The following is a 20,226-nucleotide window of genomic DNA, read 5'->3' on the forward strand; positions in this document are numbered from 1 at the left end:
TCACAGAGTCTCCCGTTTCTCGGCACTCACTTCGCTTGCGTCCGCAGCCGGTACGGCGACGACGGTATCGCCGGGGGCGACGAAGCCGCTGCCCAGGGTAATCAGGCGTATCGTCTCGGGAAGCCCGGCCACGCGGGCCTCACTGGCATCGGCGGCAACCAGATCGATCGGCGTACTGACCACCTGATCGTCGTCATCCAGGTGCTTGACCCGTAGCCGCCCCTCGTCATCCAGCTCGAGCAGGGCGGGGGAGAAGCGGTGCACCGCGCGCTCGGGCAGGGCAATGGCCAGGGTGGCGCTGCCACCGGCCAGCCGACGGCGCTCCGGATTGTCGAATTCGGCTTCGATATAGAACGAGCGAGTGGCCGTATCGGCACGGCTTGCGACATGGGTCAGCTCACCGCTCAGCCGGCTGCCGTCCAGCAGTCGGGCCTCGACGGCCAGGCCGGGGCTCAGGTCGTGGGCATCACGCTGGGCCACCCAGGCGCTGGCGATCAGGCGTCGGTCGTCGATCAGGCGGGCAAAGGGTTCGCCCACCTGGAGCAGCTCGCCCAGCTCCACGTCCAGGCGGTCGAGTACGCCATCGAAGGGGGCCGTGGGGCGTGTCTCGTCCAGGGCCTGGCGCAGCTCGGCCACTTCCGCCGCCGCCACGCTGACGCTGCTCTGCAGGCGCAGCAGCTCGGGTTGGGAAATCAGGTTGCGTTGGCGCAGGTCGGCGGCCCCGGCGAGTTCGGCCCGGGCAAGCTCGAGCTGGTCCTCGGCGCGTTCCAGTTGGGCCTCCAGAGCATCGCGTGAGAGCACCAGCAGGGGCGCACCGGTCTCCACTGGCGTACCCTGGGCTACTGGCAGTTCGACCACGCGGCCGCTGTGGCGACTGCGCAGCTCGACCTCGCGAAAGGCCTCCAACTGGCCTTGGACCATTCGCCGCGGCATGTAGGGTGTGGCCTCGCTGAGGCGGTATTCGACCCGTGGCAGGCGTTCCGCTTCGGGCGTTTCGGCGGGGGGCGCATCCTGTCGAAAGCGCTGCAGGTCGCCTAGCGCCAGCCACAGCAGAAGCGCCAGCAGCACCAGAGCGGCCAGCAGTGCGGAGATGGGGGGGCGTTTCGACATGCGGCCTTCCCTGGTTGATTCGGCATTAGCTTATTCGGCACAGCATGATAGCGCATGTGCCGAAGGGTATCAGTCGCCTCGCAGAGCTATTGTGCAGCGCTTTCCCCTAACCAGAGGTCGGATTGAGTTTTGTGCGGTGCAGGCATAACATCTTGGCGGTCCGGATTTCGGCCAGGGTGGATACGCATCCGCCAGGCTTATCCTCACGGCGACCTAATCGAAGGAGCAATGATGAAAGATCCCGTACGTATTGCCATTACCGGCGGTGCTGGCCAGATCAGCTACTCCCTTATCTTCCGTATCGCGGCAGGCGACATGCTGGGCCCGGATCAGCCGATCATTCTCCAGCTGCTCGAGATTCCCCAGGCGATGGACGCGCTCAACGGCGTGGTCATGGAAGTCAACGATTGCGCCTTCCCGCTGGTTCAGGGCATCGTTGCCACCGACGACCCCAACGTGGCCTTCAAGGATGTCGACTTCGCCCTGCTGGTCGGTGCCCGTCCGCGCGGCCCAGGCATGGAGCGCAAGGACCTGCTGGAAGCCAACGCGGCGATCTTCTCCGTGCAGGGCAAGGCGCTCAACGACAACGCCAGTCGCGATGTGCGCGTGCTGGTGGTGGGCAACCCGGCCAACACTAACGCCCTGATCGCCTCCTGCAACGCGCCGGACCTCAGCCCGCGTCAGTTCACCGCGATGACCCGCCTGGACCACAACCGCGCTCTGACCCAACTGGCGCAGAAGACCGGCAAGCGCGTCACCGACGTGGACAGCTTGATCATCTGGGGCAACCACAGTGCCACCCAGTACCCCGACCTGGCCCACACCAAGGTGGACGGCAAGCCGGCCTTCGACCTGGTCGAGCGCGACTGGTACGAAAACGACTTCATCCCCACCGTGCAGCAGCGCGGCGCGGCGATCATCAAGGCGCGCGGAGCCTCTTCCGCCGCTTCCGCCGCTTCTTCGGCCATCGATCACATGCGCGACTGGGCGCTGGGCACCGACCGGGTGGTGAGCATGGCGATTCCCTCGGACGGCAGCTACGGCATCGCCGAGGGCATCATCTACTCCTATCCGGTGCGCTGCCAGAACGGCGACTACGAGATCATCCAGGGGCTCGAGATCGACGAGTTCAGCCGTGCCAAGATGAAGGCTACGGAAGATGAGCTGCGGGAAGAGCGCGCTGCGGTCGAGCATTTGCTGGGCTAAGAGTTGAGAAATAAGACGTAAGAGATAAGAAAACCCCGAAGGGTCGCCTTCGGGGTTTTTTGTCTTACGACTCTGATCCGGGCCAAGCCCGGATCAGTCCCTCAGGCTCATGATCCGCCAGCCGCGCTTCTCGGCTTCCTCGCGCAGGGTGGGGTCGGGGTCCACCGCTACCGGGTGTTCTACCAATTGCAGCAGCGGCAGGTCGTTGTGCGAGTCGCTGTAGAACCAGGCGTCGTCCAGGGTCAGGTCCGTGCCCGCCAGCCACTCCTCGAGCCGCTTCACCTTGCCTTCGCGATAGCTCGGCGTGCCGCTGACCTTGCCGGTGTAGCGGCCATCCCGTACTTCCGGCTCCACGGCGATCAAGTGATCCACTCCCAGCCGCTGTGCGATGGGGCCAGTAATGAAGCGGTTGGTGGCGGTGATGATCAGCAGGGTGTCGCCACGGCTGCGATGGCGCGCCAGCAGCTCCTCGCCCTTGGCCAGGATGCTGGGTTCGACCTTGCTGGCCATGAACTGCTGGTGCCAGGCCGCGAGCTGCTCCGGGCTGTTCTCGGCCAGCGGCCTGAGCGCCACGGCCAGAAAGGCGTGGATATCCAGCGTACCCGCTTCATAGTCGGCCATGAAGCGGTCGTTGGCTTCACGGTAGGCCTCGGCATCCACCGCCCCCTGTTCGAGCAGGAATTCGCCCCAGGCGTGGTCGCTGTCGATGGAGAGCAGGGTGTTGTCCAGATCGAAGATGGCCAGACTCACAGCTTACCCCTTGCGATGTGGTGAGTTGTCGTAACGTCATGCTGCATTGCGTGAAAGCTGGCGATTATGTCAGACAACGCCTCGCGCTGCTAAGCCTGGCAGTGCTTTTTCTCTCGTCTGGCGCCGCCAGGCGAGAGCGTCCTGCCTGAACCTTGTATTGATGCGCTTCGCGCCATTGTGGAAGAATGCTCTCAATGACGTATTTCACAAGGTGACGTCCGTGATCGACGCTGACGGCTTTCGCCCCAACGTTGGCATCATCATCGCCAACGCCAGGGGGCAACTGCTTTGGGCGCGTCGGGTTGGACAGAATGCGTGGCAGTTTCCCCAGGGAGGCATCAAGTCAACCGAAACACCGCAACAGGCGCTCTATCGTGAGCTGGAGGAGGAAATCGGCCTGACCGCCGATGACGTCGAGCTACTGGCCTGTACCCGGGGATGGCTGCGCTATCGCCTGCCGCGACGCATGGTGCGCATGAATTCCAGGCCGGTCTGTATCGGCCAGAAGCAGAAGTGGTTCCTGCTGCGGATTCGCTGCCAGGAGAACCGCATCTGCATGGATGGCTCGGAAAAACCCGAGTTCGATAACTGGCGCTGGGTCAGCTACTGGTATCCGCTGGGCCAGGTGGTGCCATTCAAGCGCGAGGTATATCGCCGCGCGCTGAGCGAACTGTCCCCACGCGCGCAGCGACTGGCGCTCGAGGGCCGCTGATCGAGGGCGGGCCATGGGCACGACGACATGAGGGGCAACGCAGGGCCCCGCCAAGAAGCCCCGTCCAGCCCGGGCGACGGTGCTCGGTCTCGATTCCTCAGCCAGGCGAGGTAGACAATAATGGAAAGCAAGACGCCGATGCTGGAGGTGCTGCGCCGGGTCATACAGGAAGTCAACGGTGCCCGCAATCTCGATGCGGCGCTGGCGACCATGGTCCGGCGTATTCGCAAGGCCATGCATACCGATGTGTGTTCCTTTTATCTCCACGATGGAGAGACCCAGGAACTCGTCCTGATGGAGACCATCGGTCTGCACAGCCAGGCGGTGGGGCACGTGAGCCTGCGAGTGGGAGAGGGCCTGGTCGGCCTGGTGGCCGAACGTGAAGAGCCGCTCAACCTCGAGGATGCCCCCTCGCACCCACGCTTCCGCTACTTCGAAGCCACCGGTGAGGAGCGCTACTCCAGTTTCCTTGGCGTGCCCATCATCCACCAGCGCCGCATGCTCGGCGTTCTCGTCGTGCAGCAGGCGGAGAAGCGCCGTTACGACGAGGAGGACGAAGCCTTTCTCATCACCATGGGCGCGCAGCTTGCCGGCGTACTGGCCCATGCCCTGGCCACCGGCAGCCTCAATCGGCCTGCCCTGCCGGGAGGGCAGGCGCTGTTCACCGGCGTTGCCGCTTCGCCCGGCATGGCCATCGGCGAAGTGGTGGTGGTGGCGCCGCTGGCCGACCTGGACAGCGTTCCCGACCTGATCCCGACCGATGTCGAATATGAGATCGTGCGCCTCAAGGAGGCGATCGAGCGGGTGCGCGAGGAGATCCGCGCGGCGGGCGAACGCCTGGCCAGCCGCATCTCGGCACAGGAGCTGGCGCTGTTCGAGGTCTATCAGCAGATGCTCAGCGAGGCGGCGCTTTCGCAGGAGGTGGAGAAACGCATCCGTGAGGGCCAGTGGGCGCCCGGCGCCCTGGCCGACGTGGTGCGGCGCCACGTGCAGTACCTGGAACGGGTCGACGATGACTACCTGCGCGAACGGGCCGCCGATGTGCGTGACCTGGGCCGGCGAGTGCTGGCTCACCTTCAGGAGGAGACGCCGCAGATACCTCATGTCTTCCCCGAGAGCACCATCCTGGTGGGCGACGAGATCAGCGTCGCCACACTGGGCGAGGTACCCAGGGAGCGGCTTGCCGGGCTGGTGTCGGTGCGTGGATCGAGCACGTCCCACGTGGCGATCGTCGCCCGCGCCATGGGGGTTCCCACCGTATCGGGGATGGTCGACCTGCCGCTGCCGCGCCTCTCCGGCGCCGAGGTGGTGCTCGACGGGCACCGTGGCCGGCTGTTCGTACGCCCCTCGGACGAGCTCAAGACGCGCTATCAGAGCCTGATCGCCGAAGAGGCGGCGCTGGTCGAAGTGCTCGAGCACGAGCAGGACCTGCCCAGCGAGACCCCGGATGGCCATGTCATGCCGCTGATGGTCAATACCGGCCTGGCCATCGATACCTCGGTATCGCTCAAGAAGCGTATCAGCGGCGTGGGGCTGTATCGCACCGAGGTCCCGTTCATGATCGCCGAGCGTTTCCCGGGCGAACAGGAGCAGGCGCGACTCTACCGTGACCAGTTGGAGAGCTTTGCGCCGCTGCCGGTGGTGATGCGCACGTTGGATATCGGCGGCGACAAGGATCTGCCCTACTTTCCCATCGACGAGGCCAACCCCTTCCTTGGTTGGCGCGGCATCCGTGTCACCCTCGATCATCCCGAAGTACTGATGGTGCAGCTGCGTGCCATGCTGCGCGCCTCCCAGGGCCTCGACAACCTGCAGATTCTGCTGCCCATGGTGACCAACGTCGACGAAGTCGACGATGCCCTGCGCATGCTCGACCGCGCCATTCGCGAGCTGGGCGAGGAGGGCATCGTAACGCCGCGGCCCAAGGTGGGCGTTATGCTGGAGGTGCCTGCCACGCTCTACCAGTTGGACGCTCTGGCCGAGCGTGTCGATTTCTTCTCCGTGGGCAGCAACGACCTGACCCAGTACCTGCTGGCAGTAGACCGCAACAACCCTCGCGTGGCGAGCCTCTACGATGCCTGCCATCCCGCGGTACTGTGCGCCATGGCAAGGCTGGCCGAAGATTCCAAGCGGCTCAGGAAGCCAATCTGCGTATGCGGGGAAATGGCCGGGGATCCGGCCGGGGCGCTGCTGCTGATGGGCATGGGCTTCGATTCGCTCTCCATGAACGCGCCCAGCCTGCCGCGTGTCAGGGCTGCGATACGTCGGGTCTCCCTAGATGCCGCCAAGACGCTGGTGCTCGAGACCCTGGCCCTGAATACGCCTGGCGCAGTGCGAAGCCACCTGTTCGCGCGATTGAGCGAATGGCAGCTGGCGCACCTGCTTCCCCCGCGGGACTGAACGCAACCTCATGTGTCTCATCGCCTTCGATTTCCGCCCGGGTTCTCCCGTGCCACTGCGGCTGGTGGCCAATCGAGACGAGTTCCATCAGCGCCCGACGGCGCCGCTCCAGGCCTGGGAGGGAGCACCCGAGATCGTCGGCGGCCGCGACCTCGAGGCCGGCGGCAGCTGGCTGGCGGTGCATCGCCGTGGCCGAGTGGCCGCGGTCACCAACGTGCGCGATCCCGCACTCCGAGTGCCGGCCGAGGCGCCGAGCAGGGGCCAACTCGTGCGCGAGGCGCTCGAGAGCCACGACCTGGCCGGGTGGCTGGCCAGGCTGGCGGAGGGCGATGGCTGGCGCTATGCCGGTTTCAATTTGTTGGCTGGCGACGGCCGGCGGCTCTGGCATCTTCACCGCAGCCGCGAGCGACTGCTGCTTGTGGAGGTGAGGCCCGGTATCCATGGCCTCTCGAATGCCAGTCTCGACACCCCCTGGCCCAAGCTGATCGCCGTCCGCCAGGGGCTGCTGACCGCGCTGCGCCGAAAGTGGCCGGACGATGCCCTCAAGGCGATGAGCGACGATACCCCGGCGGACGACGCCCATCTGCCCGATACGGGCGTGGGGTTGGAACTGGAGCGCCGCCTGTCGGCGCCCTTCATCGTCGGCGAGCAGTACGGTACCCGTGCCACGACCTGGCTGGAGTGGAACGACGAGGCGGGCGCCATCGTAATGGAGGAGCATCGATACGGTCCCGGGGGCATGGCGCTTGGCAAGGCTCGGGAAAGAATTGCTCTACCGTGCACGCACTTAGGTGTCTCGAGCTGCCATGACAGCCGAGGTCCGTCGGCGTAAACTCACAGCCATATTGCCTGGCACAGGGACGCGAATGCCCGTGGGAACTCGCAAGGACCGCTTCTGGTCGCACCTGATCTGGCCGTTGCTCTGGCCGCTGCTGCTGGCCCAGGCTGCCCTGGTGGTACTTTGCCTGCTGGTGGGCGTGGTGCTGTGGGTGGCCACGCCCGACCCCTCCTCCTGGGCCGAGTCCGCCTGGCTGTTGCTGGCCTTGCTGGTCGGCACCGCCCTGACCGTCTCCGCGTTTCTCCTGCAGCTGCGTCACCGCATGCGCGAGTGCGAAGGCCAGATCGAGGGCCGCCTCGTCCGTATCGAGCGGTTGTTGCGGGAGACCGAAGAGTGCCTGCCGCGTTGGCTTGGGGGGCCTCGCCAGTCGTCGGGCTACGAGGGCTCGGTCATCGGGAGACTGGAGAGGCTGCATGACGGCATGGTCGAGCTGCAGTCCCGGCTGGGACTGGTGCCGAGCCTGGATGGCCTGCTGATGGCCAGCCAGCGCCCGGTCCTGCTGCTTTATCGTGGGCGAATCGTGGGCGCCAACCTGGCCATGGAGCAACTATTGGGAGAGAGCCAGGAGACATTGGCGGGACAGGATCCCGCGACTCGCCTGATCGCTACCGAGGCGGCAGGGAGCAAGCTGGTCGAGGTCCAGGTGCTGGATGGTGAAGGACGCTGGCGCTCCTATCAGGTGGAATGGCTGGATGCCTCCCCCTACCAGCTGTTGCTCTTCGAGCACGCCGGTACGCATGACCTCGGGGGGTTGCTGGCGGCTCGCGAACGTGCCCGCGAAGACTCGCGGCTCAAGTCGCGTTATCTGACCTTGTTACAGCGTGAGCTGGAGCCGCTGCTCTCCGAACTGGGCCGGGAGGTGCAGGGCGAAGGCGGCAGCGTCGATCCGCACCGACATGCACACCTGAGTGAGCGCATCGCCGATATTCTGCTGTTGATCAGCAGCCTGGCGGGCGAGCAGGGCGAAGCGGCGCTGCGCGACATGCGGCTTGCGTCCAGCCAGGCTGGTCCACTGCGCGTGCTGGTCGTCGACGATGGTCCGGTCAACCGCATGCTGGCCACTCAGGTCATGGAGCGGCAGGGTTTGCGTGTCGACAGCGTTGCCAGCGGCCTGGAGGCACTGGAGCAGCAGCACCGCCACGTCTACGACCTGGTGTTGATGGATATCTTCATGCCCGGCATGGATGGCGTGGAGGCTGCTCGGCGCTGGCGTGAGCAGGAAGCACAGCTGCCCGATGTCGGGCGCAGTATCCTGGTGGCCTTGACGGCCAACGCCACCGAGAGCGACCGACGGCGCTTCGACGATGCCGGCATGGACGACTACCTGGCCAAGCCCTACGGGCCACGCGAGTTGATCGAGCTTCTTCAGCGCTGGCGACCCGACGCGTTCGAGGAATCTCCCTCGACATGAGCGTCCTTTTCACTCTTCTCGGCTACCTGTTGGTGGGTGCGGCTGCCGGTACCATGGCCGGGCTGTTCGGCGTTGGCGGCGGCCTGATCATCGTGCCGGCCCTGGTCTTCGCATTTGGGCTACAGAGCGTCGATGCAGCGGTCACCATGCATCTGGCGGTCGGGACTTCGCTTGCCACCATCCTCGTTACGGGTGCCTCATCTGCCTGGGCGCACTACCAGCGGGGCAGCATTCGTCGCGAGTGGTTTCTCTCCCTGCTGCCGGGGTTGATGCTGGGCGCAGTCGCCGGCGTGTTCGTGGCCGGTGCGCTGTCGGGCGGGCTGCTGGGTACCCTGTTCGGTGTCTTCGTGGTGCTGATGGCGCTCAGGATGGCGCTGGGTATCAGTCCCAGGGCGGGCCGTGCGGCGCCTGGGCGCTTGGCCATGGGCCTGGCCGGCATGGTCATCGGCGGCGTATCGGCGCTGTTCGGCATCGGCGGGGGAACCCTCTGCGTACCCTGGCTCTCCCGCTGCGGTGCCAGCATGACCCAGGCGGTGGGCACCTCCGCCGCCTGCGGTCTACCCATTGCGTTGTTCGGCGCGCTGACCTTCATTGTGGTGGGCTGGGGCCACCCCGCGCTGCCGGCAGGCGCCACCGGCTTCGTGATGTGGCCTGCCTTTCTCGGTATCGTGCTGGCCAGCGTGCCTTTCGCCAGGCTGGGCGTACGCCTGGCTCATGTGCTCTCGGCCCGCGTGCTGCGGCTCGCCTTCGCTGCACTGCTGCTGATCGTGGGACTCCGTTTCCTGTTTTGAGGTTGACATGAATTATCCCGATATCGACCCTGTTGCCATCTCCCTCGGGCCCTTCCAGGTTCACTGGTACGGCTTGATGTACGTCGTCGGCTTCGTGGGCGCCTGGTGGCTCGGCCGGCTGCGGGCCGAGCGCTTCGGCCTGACCCGGGACGACGTCGGCGACCTGCTGTTCTATGCGGCCCTCGGGGTCGTACTCGGCGGTCGCCTCGGCTATGCGCTGTTCTACGGTATGGACCAGTGGCTGGCCGATCCGCTATGGGTGCTGCGCATCTGGGATGGCGGCATGAGCTTTCACGGTGGGTTGATCGGCGTGCTGCTGGCGGCACTGTGGTTCGCGCGCAAGAAGCGCATGGCCTTCTTCACGCTGACCGACTTCTTCGCCCCCATGGTGCCGATCGGCCTGGGTGCCGGGCGCATCGGCAACTTCATCAATCGCGAGCTGCCCGGGCGGGTCACCGAGCTGCCCTGGGGCATGCCGTTTCCCGGCATGGGGCCGGAGCCTCGCCATCCGACTTCGCTCTACGAAGCCCTGCTCGAGGGGCTGGTATTGTTCGTGGTCCTGTGGTGGGTCTCGACCATGCCGCGGCGGCGCGGTCTGGTTTCCGGCCTGTTCCTGCTGCTCTACGGCATGTTCCGTTTCCTGGTCGAGTTCTTCCGTCTGCCGGACGCCCATATCGGTTATCTCGCCTTCGGCTGGTTCACCATGGGCATGCTGCTGACGCTGCCGATGATCGCCTTCGGCATCGCGTTGATCGCCTGGTCGCGGCGTCAGCCGATGGATGAAGTGCTGGTCACGCAGTGAAACCCAACGAGAGTAGGAGGGCGGCCGGAGAGACGGTAGACTTCGGCTTTATCCATCATCTTTTCAGAGCCTTGCCCAACGATGCCAGATGACAATGCCCAGCCCGCGCTCGAACAGCCATACCTGGACCTGATGCGCCAGGTGCTCGAGCAGGGCGTGGATGGCGCCGACCGTACCGGTGTCGGCACGCGTTCGCTGTTCGGCCACCAGATGCGCTTCGATCTCGCGCGCGGCTTTCCGCTGGTAACCACCAAGAAACTGCACCTGCGCTCGATCATCCACGAGCTGTTGTGGTTCCTGCGCGGCGACACCAACATCGCCTATCTCAAGCAGAACGGGGTCAGTATCTGGGACGAGTGGGCCGATGAGAGCGGCGACCTGGGGCCGGTCTACGGCTATCAGTGGCGTAGCTGGCCCGACCCGCGTGGCGGCCGCGTCGACCAGATCGCCAAGCTGCTGGAGCAGATTCGCACCAATCCCCACTCGCGGCGGCTGATCGTTTCCGCCTGGAACCCGGCGCTGGTCGACGAGATGGCGCTGCCGCCGTGCCACTGCCTGTTTCAGTTCCACGTGGCCCAGGGGAAGCTCTCCTGCCAGCTCTACCAGCGCAGCGCCGACATCTTCCTCGGCGTGCCGTTCAATATCGCCAGCTATGCGCTGCTGACCCGGATGATCGCCCAGGTCTCGGGGCTCGAGCCAGGCGACTTCGTGCATACCCTGGGCGACGCGCATCTCTACCTCAACCACCTGGAGCAGGCCGAGCTGCAGCTGTCGCGCACGCCGCGCCCGGCACCCCGGCTGGTGCTCGACCCCAGCGTCGACGATCTGTTCGACTTCCGCTTCGAGCACATCACCATCGAAGGCTACGACCCCCACCCCCATATCAAGGCCGAGGTTGCGGTATGACGGATGAAACCCTGGTACCGGTGGCGATGATCGCGGCGGTGGCGCGCAACGGCGTGATCGGCGTCGATAACAAGCTGCCCTGGCACCTGCCCGAGGACCTCAAGTTCTTCAAGCGCATGACCCAGGCCAAGCCGCTGATCATGGGGCGCAAGACCTTCGCTTCCATCGGCCGACCGCTGCCGGGCCGGCTCAATATCGTGGTGACCCGCGACAAAACCTTCCACCACGACGGCGTGAGGGTCTGCCACGACCTGGAGTCGGCGCTGTTTCTGGCCGACCAGCAAGCCACCATCGACGCCTGTGATGAAATCATGGTGATGGGTGGCGGCGAGATCTATGCCCAGGCACTGCCTCATGCCAGCCGCATCTACTTGACCGAAGTGGACGTCGAGGTGGATGGCGACGCTCGTTTTCCCGAACTGGACCCGGGCGAGTGGCAAGAGGTGCAGCGCGTGCCGGGCACGCCCCACCCGGGGCAGCCGAACTATAGCTTCGTTGAATATCGTCGCCGGGCGGATTGAGGATTTGTCAGCGCCCTGCTTGTGGCACACACTTGCTGGATCATGGAAGCTTGCCCAGGCGAGTATCCATCGCTGTGTCGTCACGTGAGCCTGCCAGGAGGATGCTGGTCTTGATTGAACAACGTTCACGTCATCTATTCAGTACTCTGGAGGCTCGCATCGCCGAAGCGCTCGAGGAGCTTCATGTTTGTCGGGCGAAGATCGAGCAGTTGGAAGCTCGGCTGGCCGAGGCCGAAGCGGCGCGGCAGGAGCTGGAGGCGGCTCGCCTCGAGCTGATGGAAGAGAACCGAGAACTCGATGAGCAGAATCGCGAGCTCGAGGAGGACAATGCCCGCCTGCGCGAGCGGATGCGCAAGGGCGAACCGGCACCCGTCTTTCCCGGTGCGACGCGCCGCGCCCAGGGGCTTGCGGCGCTGATGGGCCAGCGTCCGCGGGAGGATTCAACGCAGCAGGGCCCCGAGCGTGAGGCAAGCGCGAGCGCTGATCACGAGCCGACGCAGCCGCCAGCCGAACCGCCGCAGGCGGCATCATCAGGACCCTTGGCGGCCCCTCGGCAGGAGGCGCTGAAACCGTCCCCGATGGTCGCCGAGCCCTCGAGTCAGCCCGAAGCGGAGCGGGGGGAAGGTGAGCAGGTCTCGTCAGCCCATGACGAGCGGCAAGGACGGCTTGCCATCGAACAGGCGCCTTCCGCCGATGCGTTGTTGAAGCAGTGGTACCAGCGCTATCCCAACACTTTCTTCAAGGGCCATACCCGGCCGCTCAAGGTGGGGATCCACCACGACCTCGCCGCTCGCGAGCCCTGGCCCGAGAAGCTGGTGCGCCGGGCCCTGGCGGGCTACGTCAACCTCCCGCGCTACCTCAAGGCCGTGCGTGAAGGCGCCGAGCGCATCGACCTCGATGGCGCCCCTGCCGGCAACGTCGACGACCAGGCCGCCGAGCACGCCAAGCGCAAGCTGGAGCGCCTGCAGAGCGAGCGGCGCGAACGTGGCCGCGCGGCGGGTGGGGCGCCCAAGCGCGACGGCAAGAGGTCCCGCAGCGGCGATGGCGCCGAAAACCAGAGCAAGGCCAAGCCCGGGTCGGCGGCACGCAGCACCAAGCCTGGTTCGGCGGTAAAAAAGGCTCCAGCCGATACGCCAGCCACACCGGCCGACCCCGAGGCGCGTCTGGAAGCCAAGCTCTCGGCCTTGCTGGCCAAGCACAACGGTCAGGCGAAAGGGCACTGAACCCCCGCACTAACTAAGCGTTTATAGAGGTGCTTGCCTCTGCTTATGCAGCGGGGCATGATGTGCGGGCTCATCGCTGCCAGGCAACACTTACTGCCATTGCCTGCGGCACGCGGCCCCTGGGCGGGAGCGCCCAAGACCGCATCAGCAGGGAAAAGTTCCGGCGGGGAGGCGGGCAACGAAGGAAAACAGTGTTTTTTCTTATTGCGTTCCCATTTTTCCCGGTATAGAGTTCTACCTGCGAGCATTGGACTATAACAAGGCTTCGCTGCGGTCATGACCGGCCCTGGCGCTTCCTGAGAAGGAACCGAGCCACGTACGGCGGGAACCATGCCCGGCAAGCTACCTGCACCGATCACCGATCCGTGCAGTAACGATCGAAACAGTAAGCTAGTAAAGGAACTATCGCGATGAAAAAGACACTGTTAGCGACTGCCATTGCCGGTGCCATGGTTTACGGCGCCACTGCAGCACAGGCTGCCACCGTTTACGACCAGGACGGCACTCAGCTGATCGTCAACGGCCGTATCGCCCTGGGTATCTCTGGTGGCGGTGAGCGTGATACCGATCCGGGCGACGACAAGACTGGCGGTACCGAGTTCCGTAACATCTATTCACGCCTCGGCATTTCCATGAGCCATCAGCTCGCCAGCGATCTGCGCGCCTTCGGTCGCGTCGAGTGGCGCTTCAATGGCGACGAGCGTGATCGCTCCGGTGGTTTCCAAGAAGTGCGTCACAGTTATATCGGTCTGGAGAGCCAGCCGTTCGGTACCGTGATGGCGGGTAACTTCGACAGCTTCTATAACAGCCACGTCATGGCGCCGTTCGATGTCTACATCGACCGTGGCCTGGAGTTCTCCAAGGGCGGTGCTGGCGGCGACCTGCAGGCTCGCGGTGACTCCATCGGTTATATCACGCCAGATCTGAGCGGTTTCCAAGCCTTCCTGATGGGCAAGCATTACTCAGGTAACGGCCTGGCAGAGAACGGTGAGAGCCGCTCTTCTGAGATCAACGTCCAGGGTGGCGTGAAGTACGAAGTTGGCGGTCTGCGCCTGGCACTCGGTTTCGCCGAGGATAAGGATGACTACGCCCTGAGCGGTCGCGGTGCGCGTCATCGTTATACTGGTGCTGATCTGCGTGGCGCCGATGAGAATATTTACGGTGCTACCGCTTCCTACGCCTTCAACGACAACTTCTCTGCTCGTCTGGGCTATGAGACTCAGGACACCAATGACGGCGCTCTCGATGCCGGTGGTGATCCCGATCGGTACTATGGCTATGACACCTGGGGTCTGGGTGCTACCTACTCTCTGGGCCAGTGGGCCTTCAATGCTGACGTCTACCGTGTGAGCCCGGACAACGAAGAGAAGCGTACCGCCTGGGCCGCTGGCGCCTACTACAAGGTATCCAGCAACTTCGACGTCTTCGGTGAGCTGAACCGTCGCGACCAGGGTGACATCAACATCAACACTGGCGATGGCGTCGATGTTGAAGAGAACAGCGATAACCTGTACTGGCTGGTTGGCGCTCGCTACCACTTCTAAGCGAGCCTGGCGGTACAGTAGGTCAGCAAGATACGTCGATCTATCGACGACAGAACCGGCCCTTAGGGGCCGGTTTTCTTTTATCAGCCTTTCAGTGCTCCCTGCTTCTCTGGATATAAATCCCAGGCGTGCCAAGAGGAACTAAACCTTTCCTTCTGCCTGCCGATATCTAATGCTGACACGCCTGCTTCGGGGATGGGTCGTTTCACATTCGGCTGTCCAAAGGAGTGTGCGCACGATATGTCTCACAAGACGCTGGATATCGCCAGGGATACCACGCTCTACATGGCGGCGGCCGTGCTCATCCTGATGGGCGGGGCGGGACTACTGACCTACTGGTTGGAAATCGTCTACCCCTTGCGTAGCGTACTGCTGCCCGACAATGCGCTGGCCGTGTTGATGGTCGGTGTCGGCTTGCTGGCCATCATGGCGCGCTGGTCGGTTCTGCGTCGCCTTGCCGGTCTCATCCTGCTTGTTCATGTCACCTACCTGTTGATGCACAACGCCCTGGCCGGAGGTCGGGAAGTCGGGGTGTCCTGGCTGACCGGCGACGTGCGGATGGGCTCCCTTGCATCGGCGATGCTGTTGCTGGTGGCCGTTTGCCTGCTGCTCGGGGTGGGCAGGCGAAGTTCGCGCTGGCTGTGGGCCGGCGTAGGCACTCTGTTACTGAGCAGCAGTTTCCTGGCGCTGCTCAGGCTCTTCCTCCCGGGTGGCGAGGTGGCCTGGACGCTTAACAACGCCTCTTCGCCCCTGCTGGGAACCGTGCTGGCCATGGTGCTGGGCGTTTCGATGTTGCTGATGCCAGTCGGTGTCGACCGCCCACAACCGCTAATGGGGCGGCTGGCGCTGGCGTGCGGTCTCTTTGGCGTCCTGTTGAGCTGTGCGGTCTGGTACCTGTTGAATTGGGAATACCAGGAAGAGAAGCAGCGACAAGCCAGTCATTTGCTCGACAACCTGCAGTACAACGCCGAACAGGCGATTTCCGCGCAGCTTCTCCTTGGCCAGTATGTGGCCGAGCGCCTGGATTCCTCGGAGCCGTGGTTCGATGCAGCGATGCGTGCCCATCATATCGAGCACTACTTCCGCGACTCACCCGGCATGCAAGCGCTCGTGTTGCGGGATCGGGGGGGATCGATTTGGGAGTTCGCTCGCAATGCGCCAGCTGGCCGATGGCTGGAGGCGCAATTGGCCGACCCCCAGGTCGAGCTGAGGCTGCAGTTCGACTTTGCTCAGCCATGGATGATGCCGGCCGATCGCGAGCAGCGCCATATGGCCCTGGTGATGATACCGCTGCCTGCGGCGGGTCATCAGCTGCTGGGGAGCATCGACCTTGTCGTGCTGCTGAGAGAAGAGCTTCGCGTTCAGTTGGGGTTCTACATGGTCCGTGTGCTGCAAAGTGGCGCTCCCCTGCTGGAGATGCGGGCGCCCGGCCGTGCGGCGAGCGAATCGAGCTACCCGCTGGTTGCGCATCGACATATCGGCTTGCCTGGCGGGCTGGGGCTGACACTGGAGGTCTATCCCGACTCGGTGGACGAGATGCTCAAGGCTGGATTGATACCTGGTGGGGTGGCTCTTGCCGGACTGATGCTGAGCTATCTCATGTCGTTTAGCCTGGGGCTGGCCCACCAGCGCCATCAGGACAGACGAGTGCTCGCCTTCAGCGCCAGTCACGATCCCTTGACCGGACTGGCCAATCGCACGCTACTGGAGGAGCGTCTCAACCATAACTTTACCCTGGCGCAGCAGCGCCGGAATCGTAACATGGCCGTGCTGTTCGTGGACCTGGACGACTTCAAGCCGATCAACGACAGCCTGGGTCATGCCATAGGCGATAAGGTGCTGATTGAAGTGGCCCGCCGATTGTCCAGCGCCATGCGGCCCGGAGATACCCTGGGCCGATTGGGTGGCGATGAATTCGTCATATTGATGCCCGACGCCACGCAGGAAGCGCAGGCGGAAATGGCCGAGAGCCTGCTGCAGCTCGTCGCTCACCCCTATAGTATCGATCATCACGAACTCCACCTGTCGGCCAGTATCGGCATTGCCATCAGTAACGACGCCATCGTTCAGCCCATGGAGCTGATCCAGCAGGCCGATATGGCGATGTACATGGCCAAGCAGCAGGGGCGCAACGCTTATCAATGGTTCACACAGGACATCACCGCACGCGTCAACGAGCGGCTGATGATGCGTAATGAGCTCCAGGACGCCATCGACGGGCAGCGTCTCGAGCTTTACTACCAGCCGCTGTACGACCAGGCGGGCGATATCGTCACCGTGGAGGCTCTGCTGCGCTGGAACCACCCTGCAAGGGGCTTCGTGCCACCGAGTGAATTCATTCCCCTGGCCGAGGAGACCGGCCAGATCATGCCGATCAGTCGCTGGGTACTCGAACGCGCATGCCTCGACATGGGATTGCTCGATGCGCAAGGCCATGGTGGGTTCAAGGTGGCGGTCAATGTCTCGCCCCTGCAGTTTCATCGCGCCGGGTTTCTGGACACACTGAGGGAAACCCTTGCCACTACCCAGCTCCCAGCGAGCCGGCTGGAACTGGAACTGACCGAAGGTGTGCTATTGAAGGATGCACAGGATGCGGTCGATGTTCTCCATGACCTGCGCCGGATGGGGATCAACGTTTCCATCGATGACTTCGGCACCGGCTTTTCCAGCCTGAACTACCTGAAGCAGCTTCCCATCAGCAAGGTGAAGATCGATCGCAGTTTCATCAAGGAGGTCACGCATAGCGTCGACGATGCCTCCATCGTGCAGGCCATTATCTCCATGGCTCATCACCTGAGCCTGACCGTGGTGGCCGAAGGCGTTGAAACCGAGCAGCAACACAGCTTGCTGAAGGGATACGGCTGTGAGCAATTCCAGGGCTTCCTGCTTGCCCGACCCATGCCGCTCGATCAACTGGAACTCTCGCTGAGAGCCGGCACGGAATTGTCATCCGAGATGGATAACCGCGATTGAGGCCATCCTGATATGAAACGGCCACCCTATACAGGATGGCCGTGCCGATCTGGCCTCAGGAACATATCCGATGGTCTGGAGCCGCCAATACGGCCTTGAGATGAGCGAGATCACGGGAAACGTCGGTTTCGACGAACTCCGCGAGCAGCCGCTCGGCTTCACGCTGGGCCGACTGCTCCACATAGGCGGCGTAGGTCGTGATGGCGGCTTCGCAGTAGCGGCAGTGAAGCACGTCCGTCGGCTTGGGGTTGCCGTGCCAGAAGTTACTGCCATGGCATTGGGAACACGCGACTTTCCTTGTGCGTTGAAACATCTGGCCTCCTGCCTGAAGTTCTCTGGTGAGCCATTACCCTAACACAATTCAGCTTACAGGCTTGTGACCGTTCATGAGTGATGTGTCGCCAAGCCTGGTCGCGTGATCACCTTCAGCGACTGACGATGGTCGGCAAGCACCGAGGCACCACAAGAGTTCTTTTCACGATGTATGTTTAGGCTACCTGTGAATGAACTACGGTGATGGCAGTGACAAACGAATCGTTCACGGAGCGCAAGCATGAACGCAGAGGCGCATAGGCCCGATACCCTGATGATTCGCAAGCTCGAAAGCAACTTCTCCCTCACCAGGGAGGAAAAGCAGGCGCTCAAGGGCTTGCCCGTGCAGATCACACGCCACAAGACCGACCAGCACATCGTGCGAACTGGAGACCGTCCGCACCATTGCTGCCTGGTCCTGGAGGGCTTCACCTGCGTCTTCAAGCTGAGCTACGAGGGTAGGCGCCAGATCATGGCGCTGCATGTACCCGGCGACATGCCGGACCTGCAGAGCCTGCACCTGGAGTACATGGACAGCAGCATCGCCACGATCAGCCCTTGCACGATCGGGTTCATTCAACACGAGGACTTGCGCCGAATGTGCGAGCGCTACCCTCGTCTCACCGCGGCGTTCTGGCGCGAGACGCTGGTCGATGCCTCGATATTCCGCGAATGGCTGCTCAACATCGGCCGGCGCGATGCCTACAGCCGGATGGCCCATCTCCTCTGCGAGCTGCTGATGCGCCTGAAGGCAGTGGGGCTCGTGGAAAATTCCAATACCTTCCTCATGCCGCTGACCCAGGAGGAACTGGCGGATGCGATTGGCATCAGTGCTGTCCACGTCAGCCGGACCATGCAGGCGCTGCGTGCCGAGGGGCTGATCGAGACGAAGAAGATGCAGATCACCATTCCGGACTGGGAAAAGTTGCAAGAGGCGGGCGAGTTCGACTCTCTCTACCTGCACTTGAAGAAGGACAAGGCGGCTTGAGCTTCACGCTTCCGGCAGGCACGGTCAGCGGCAGGAATGGCGCCCCCTTCAGGATTCGAACCTGAGACCTTCCCCTTAGGAGGGGGACGCTCTATCCAGCTGAGCTAAGGGGGCTGCACGGCTGCGCATTATACGAGCTTGAGTTGACGAGATAAACCGCCGCTTGGGTTACGTTGCTCCGCAAGGCGCCACCCGGCATCATCGAGGCATTCGATGGAGAGGGGATGGCGATGGAGTACGAGGAGTACCGTCGGCATGACGGCCTGGGCCTGGCCGAACTGATACGCAAGGGAGAGGTGAGCCGCGAGGAGGTGTTCGAGGCCGCCTGTCGTGCCATCGAGCGCGGCAATCCACGGCTCGGGGCGGTGGTTCGCACGCGCTTCGAGCGCGCCCGGGCCGAAGCCGCTACTGTCGCTACCGAGTCGCCCTTTGCCGGGGTGCCGACCCTGACCAAGGATCTGCTGATGGCCATCCAGGGCGAGCCGCTGGCCTTCGGCAGCGCGGCTCTGGCGGAATGGAGGCCGCCGATGGACTCGACCCTGGTCACCCGCCTGCGCCAGGCGGGCTTCGCCATCCTTGGCCAGACGGCCACCCCCGAATTGGGGTTGATGGGCATCACCGAGCCCCGCGCCTTTCCACATCCCGTCAATCCCTGGCTGCCGTCGCACTCGCCCGGCGGTTCCAGCGGCGGTGCAGCCGCCGCGGTTGCCGCAGGCCTGGTGCCGCTGGCCATGGCCGGAGACGGTGGCGGCTCGATCCGCATTCCCGCCAGCTATTGTGGGCTGTTCGGCCTCAAGCCCTCGCGGGGGCGAGTGCCGCAGGGCCCGATGCATGCCGAGGTATGGCAGGGCGCCGTGGTGGAACACGCCGTGACCCGCTCGGTACGGGACAGCGCCGCGCTGCTCGACGCCATCAACGGCATGGACGAGGGCGGCCCTTACCCTGTAAAGCACGAACAGAGCTTCCGGGCGGCACTCGAGCGCCCGCCCGAGCCGCTGCGCGTGGCAGTCTCGCTGGGAGACCCACTCGGCAAACCGCTTGGCAGCGTGCTCGACCCCGAGGTACGCCAGGCGGTGGAAGCGGCGGCACGTACGCTCCAAGGGCTAGACCATCACGTTGAATGGGCCGATCCGCCGGTGGACGGCGAGCGCCTGGCCAATGCCTACCTGACGCTCTATCTCGGCCATCTCACCGCCGACCTGGCCTGGATCGCTCGAGAAACCGGCGTTCCCGTCACGCGTCTAGAGGTCGAGCCCTCCACTCGCGCCATCGCCCGCCTGGGGCGCAGCCTGCCGGTGCGCGACTACGAGCTGGCCAAGCGCGACTGGAATTCGGCGGCACGTGCCATGGGGGCGTTTCACCGCCGTTATGACGTGCTGCTGATGCCGGTTGTCGCTGCGCCGGCGCCACGCCTGGGGGAGCTCTATCCGCCGCCGGCACACGAACGCCTGATGTCGCTGCTGGCGATACCCGGCCTGCCGGCGTTGGCGCTCAAGGCGGGTATGCTCAGGCACCTGGCGCGTGACGCCCTGGCCCGCACGCCCTTCACCCAACTGGCCAACCTGACCGGTCAGCCGGCCATGTCGTTGCCGCTGCATGTCACGCCGGCAGGCCTGCCGGTTGGCGTGCAGGTGATCGGCGCCATGGGTGACGAATGCCGCCTGCTGGCACTGGCGGCACAGGTAGAAGCCGAGGTGCGCTGGGGACGACACCTGCCCAGACCTTGGCAAGACGGGTAG

At 64.2% G+C, this 20,226-nt stretch carries 17 protein-coding genes and 1 tRNA gene; 14 read left to right on the forward strand and 4 right to left on the reverse strand.

Annotation, left to right across the window (positions count from 1 at the left end; translation table 11 throughout):
• Window positions 1–1,110, reverse strand: coding sequence for an efflux RND transporter periplasmic adaptor subunit (locus tag ACRWQA_RS05770; protein WP_434228751.1), 1,110 nt, complete (start codon window positions 1,108–1,110; stop codon window positions 1–3).
• A gap of 231 nt (window positions 1,111–1,341) precedes the next feature.
• Here ACRWQA_RS05770 and ACRWQA_RS05775 point away from each other — a divergent pair, with 231 nt between their 5' ends.
• Window positions 1,342–2,316 (forward strand): malate dehydrogenase, encoded by a 975-nt coding sequence (locus ACRWQA_RS05775; RefSeq protein ID WP_263580756.1) that lies wholly within the window; start codon window positions 1,342–1,344, stop codon window positions 2,314–2,316.
• Window positions 2,317–2,409: 93 nt separating this feature from the next.
• Here the strand turns inward: ACRWQA_RS05775 and ACRWQA_RS05780 are convergent, their stop codons facing one another.
• On the reverse strand, window positions 2,410–3,066 hold the full coding sequence (locus ACRWQA_RS05780; protein WP_263580755.1) for a histidinol-phosphatase: 657 nt from the start codon (window positions 3,064–3,066) through the stop codon (window positions 2,410–2,412).
• Window positions 3,067–3,286: 220 nt separating this feature from the next.
• Between ACRWQA_RS05780 and ACRWQA_RS05785 the strand changes: the two genes are divergently transcribed.
• The 11 genes from ACRWQA_RS05785 (at window position 3,287) to ACRWQA_RS05835 (ending at window position 17,187) form a co-directional block, all read left to right on the forward strand.
• A complete protein-coding gene (locus ACRWQA_RS05785) occupies window positions 3,287–3,778 on the forward strand; it encodes an RNA pyrophosphohydrolase (RefSeq protein ID WP_197566048.1) in 492 nt (163 codons plus the stop codon).
• 138 nt (window positions 3,779–3,916) lie between these two features.
• Window positions 3,917–6,178, forward strand: coding sequence for a phosphoenolpyruvate--protein phosphotransferase (gene ptsP / locus ACRWQA_RS05790; RefSeq protein ID WP_263584009.1), 2,262 nt, complete (start codon window positions 3,917–3,919; stop codon window positions 6,176–6,178).
• A 10-nt stretch (window positions 6,179–6,188) separates the two neighbouring features.
• Window positions 6,189–7,010, forward strand: coding sequence for an NRDE family protein (locus tag ACRWQA_RS05795; RefSeq protein ID WP_434228749.1), 822 nt, complete (start codon window positions 6,189–6,191; stop codon window positions 7,008–7,010).
• A gap of 40 nt (window positions 7,011–7,050) precedes the next feature.
• Window positions 7,051–8,427 carry a response regulator gene (locus ACRWQA_RS05800; protein WP_434228747.1) on the forward strand — a complete coding sequence of 459 codons (1,377 nt, stop codon included), beginning with the start codon at window positions 7,051–7,053 and terminating at the stop codon, window positions 8,425–8,427.
• Window positions 8,424–9,218: a sulfite exporter TauE/SafE family protein gene (locus ACRWQA_RS05805; RefSeq protein WP_434228745.1), complete on the forward strand. Its 795-nt coding sequence runs from the start codon at window positions 8,424–8,426 to the stop codon at window positions 9,216–9,218. Before ACRWQA_RS05800 ends, ACRWQA_RS05805 begins: the two co-directional genes overlap by 4 nt.
• Before the next feature lie 7 nt (window positions 9,219–9,225).
• Window positions 9,226–10,020, forward strand: a complete 795-nt coding sequence (lgt, locus tag ACRWQA_RS05810) for a prolipoprotein diacylglyceryl transferase (RefSeq protein ID WP_263580751.1) — start codon at window positions 9,226–9,228, stop codon at window positions 10,018–10,020.
• Window positions 10,021–10,101: 81 nt separating this feature from the next.
• Window positions 10,102–10,926, forward strand: a complete 825-nt coding sequence (locus ACRWQA_RS05815; RefSeq protein WP_263580750.1) for a thymidylate synthase — start codon at window positions 10,102–10,104, stop codon at window positions 10,924–10,926.
• Complete coding sequence (locus ACRWQA_RS05820; RefSeq protein ID WP_434228743.1) at window positions 10,923–11,447, forward strand: dihydrofolate reductase; 525 nt, start codon at window positions 10,923–10,925, stop codon at window positions 11,445–11,447. Before ACRWQA_RS05815 ends, ACRWQA_RS05820 begins: the two co-directional genes overlap by 4 nt.
• A gap of 110 nt (window positions 11,448–11,557) precedes the next feature.
• Window positions 11,558–12,670 (forward strand): ProQ/FINO family protein, encoded by a 1,113-nt coding sequence (locus ACRWQA_RS05825; RefSeq protein ID WP_434228741.1) that lies wholly within the window; start codon window positions 11,558–11,560, stop codon window positions 12,668–12,670.
• 410 nt (window positions 12,671–13,080) lie between these two features.
• On the forward strand, window positions 13,081–14,214 hold the full coding sequence (locus ACRWQA_RS05830; RefSeq protein WP_434228740.1) for a porin: 1,134 nt from the start codon (window positions 13,081–13,083) through the stop codon (window positions 14,212–14,214).
• Window positions 14,215–14,454: 240 nt separating this feature from the next.
• Window positions 14,455–17,187, forward strand: coding sequence for a putative bifunctional diguanylate cyclase/phosphodiesterase (locus ACRWQA_RS05835; RefSeq protein WP_434228738.1), 2,733 nt, complete (start codon window positions 14,455–14,457; stop codon window positions 17,185–17,187).
• 55 nt (window positions 17,188–17,242) lie between these two features.
• On the opposite strand, the gene ACRWQA_RS05840 is transcribed toward ACRWQA_RS05835, so the two are convergent.
• Entirely contained in the window at window positions 17,243–17,500 is a 258-nt protein-coding gene (locus ACRWQA_RS05840) for a hypothetical protein (protein ID WP_263580745.1), read from the reverse strand.
• A 240-nt stretch (window positions 17,501–17,740) separates the two neighbouring features.
• Here ACRWQA_RS05840 and ACRWQA_RS05845 point away from each other — a divergent pair, with 240 nt between their 5' ends.
• On the forward strand, window positions 17,741–18,487 hold the full coding sequence (locus tag ACRWQA_RS05845; protein ID WP_263580744.1) for a Crp/Fnr family transcriptional regulator: 747 nt from the start codon (window positions 17,741–17,743) through the stop codon (window positions 18,485–18,487).
• 37 nt (window positions 18,488–18,524) lie between these two features.
• Here the strand turns inward: ACRWQA_RS05845 and ACRWQA_RS05850 are convergent.
• Window positions 18,525–18,601 (reverse strand) — tRNA-Arg (locus tag ACRWQA_RS05850).
• 110 nt (window positions 18,602–18,711) lie between these two features.
• Between ACRWQA_RS05850 and ACRWQA_RS05855 the strand changes: the two genes are divergently transcribed.
• The gene (locus ACRWQA_RS05855) at window positions 18,712–20,226 is read left to right on the forward strand and encodes an amidase (RefSeq protein ID WP_434228736.1); all 1,515 of its coding nucleotides are present in this window, start codon (window positions 18,712–18,714) and stop codon (window positions 20,224–20,226) included.

The sequence above is a fragment of the Billgrantia sp. C5P2 genome, assembly GCF_051062895.2.